The sequence below is a fragment of the Mesorhizobium sp. M2A.F.Ca.ET.039.01.1.1 genome (assembly GCF_003998035.1).
Classification (GTDB): Bacteria; Pseudomonadota; Alphaproteobacteria; order Rhizobiales; family Rhizobiaceae; genus Mesorhizobium.
Window position 1 is genome coordinate 1 of the sequence record NZ_RZRY01001618.1, and the last position, 380, is coordinate 380.

Consider the following 380-nt stretch of genomic DNA (forward strand, 5'->3'; position numbering starts at 1 on the left):
GGCTGAAGGAAGAGCCGCTCGACGGCACGATCGGCATCGGCCATACGCGCTGGGCCACGCATGGCGTGCCGAACGAGACCAACGCGCATCCGCATTTTTCAGACGGCGTCGCCATCGTCCACAACGGCATCATCGAGAATTTCGCCGAGCTGCGCGAGGAGCTTGTCCGCGACGGCTACACCTTCTCCTCGCAGACCGACACCGAGGTCGTCGCGCATCTGGTGGCGCGGGAACTCGCCAAGGGGCTGAAGCCGGTGGAGGCCGCGCACCAGGCGCTGAAGCGGCTCTCGGGCGCGCTTGCCCTTGCGATAATGTTCAAGGGCGACCAGGACCTGATCGTCGGCGCCCGCAACGGTCCGCCATTGGCCGTCGGCCATGGC

General features: G+C 66.8%; 1 pseudogene. It reads left to right on the forward strand.

Annotation, left to right across the window (positions count from 1 at the left end):
* Nucleotides 1–380, forward strand: a pseudogene (locus tag EOA24_RS41210) (glutamine--fructose-6-phosphate aminotransferase); the annotation flags it as partial.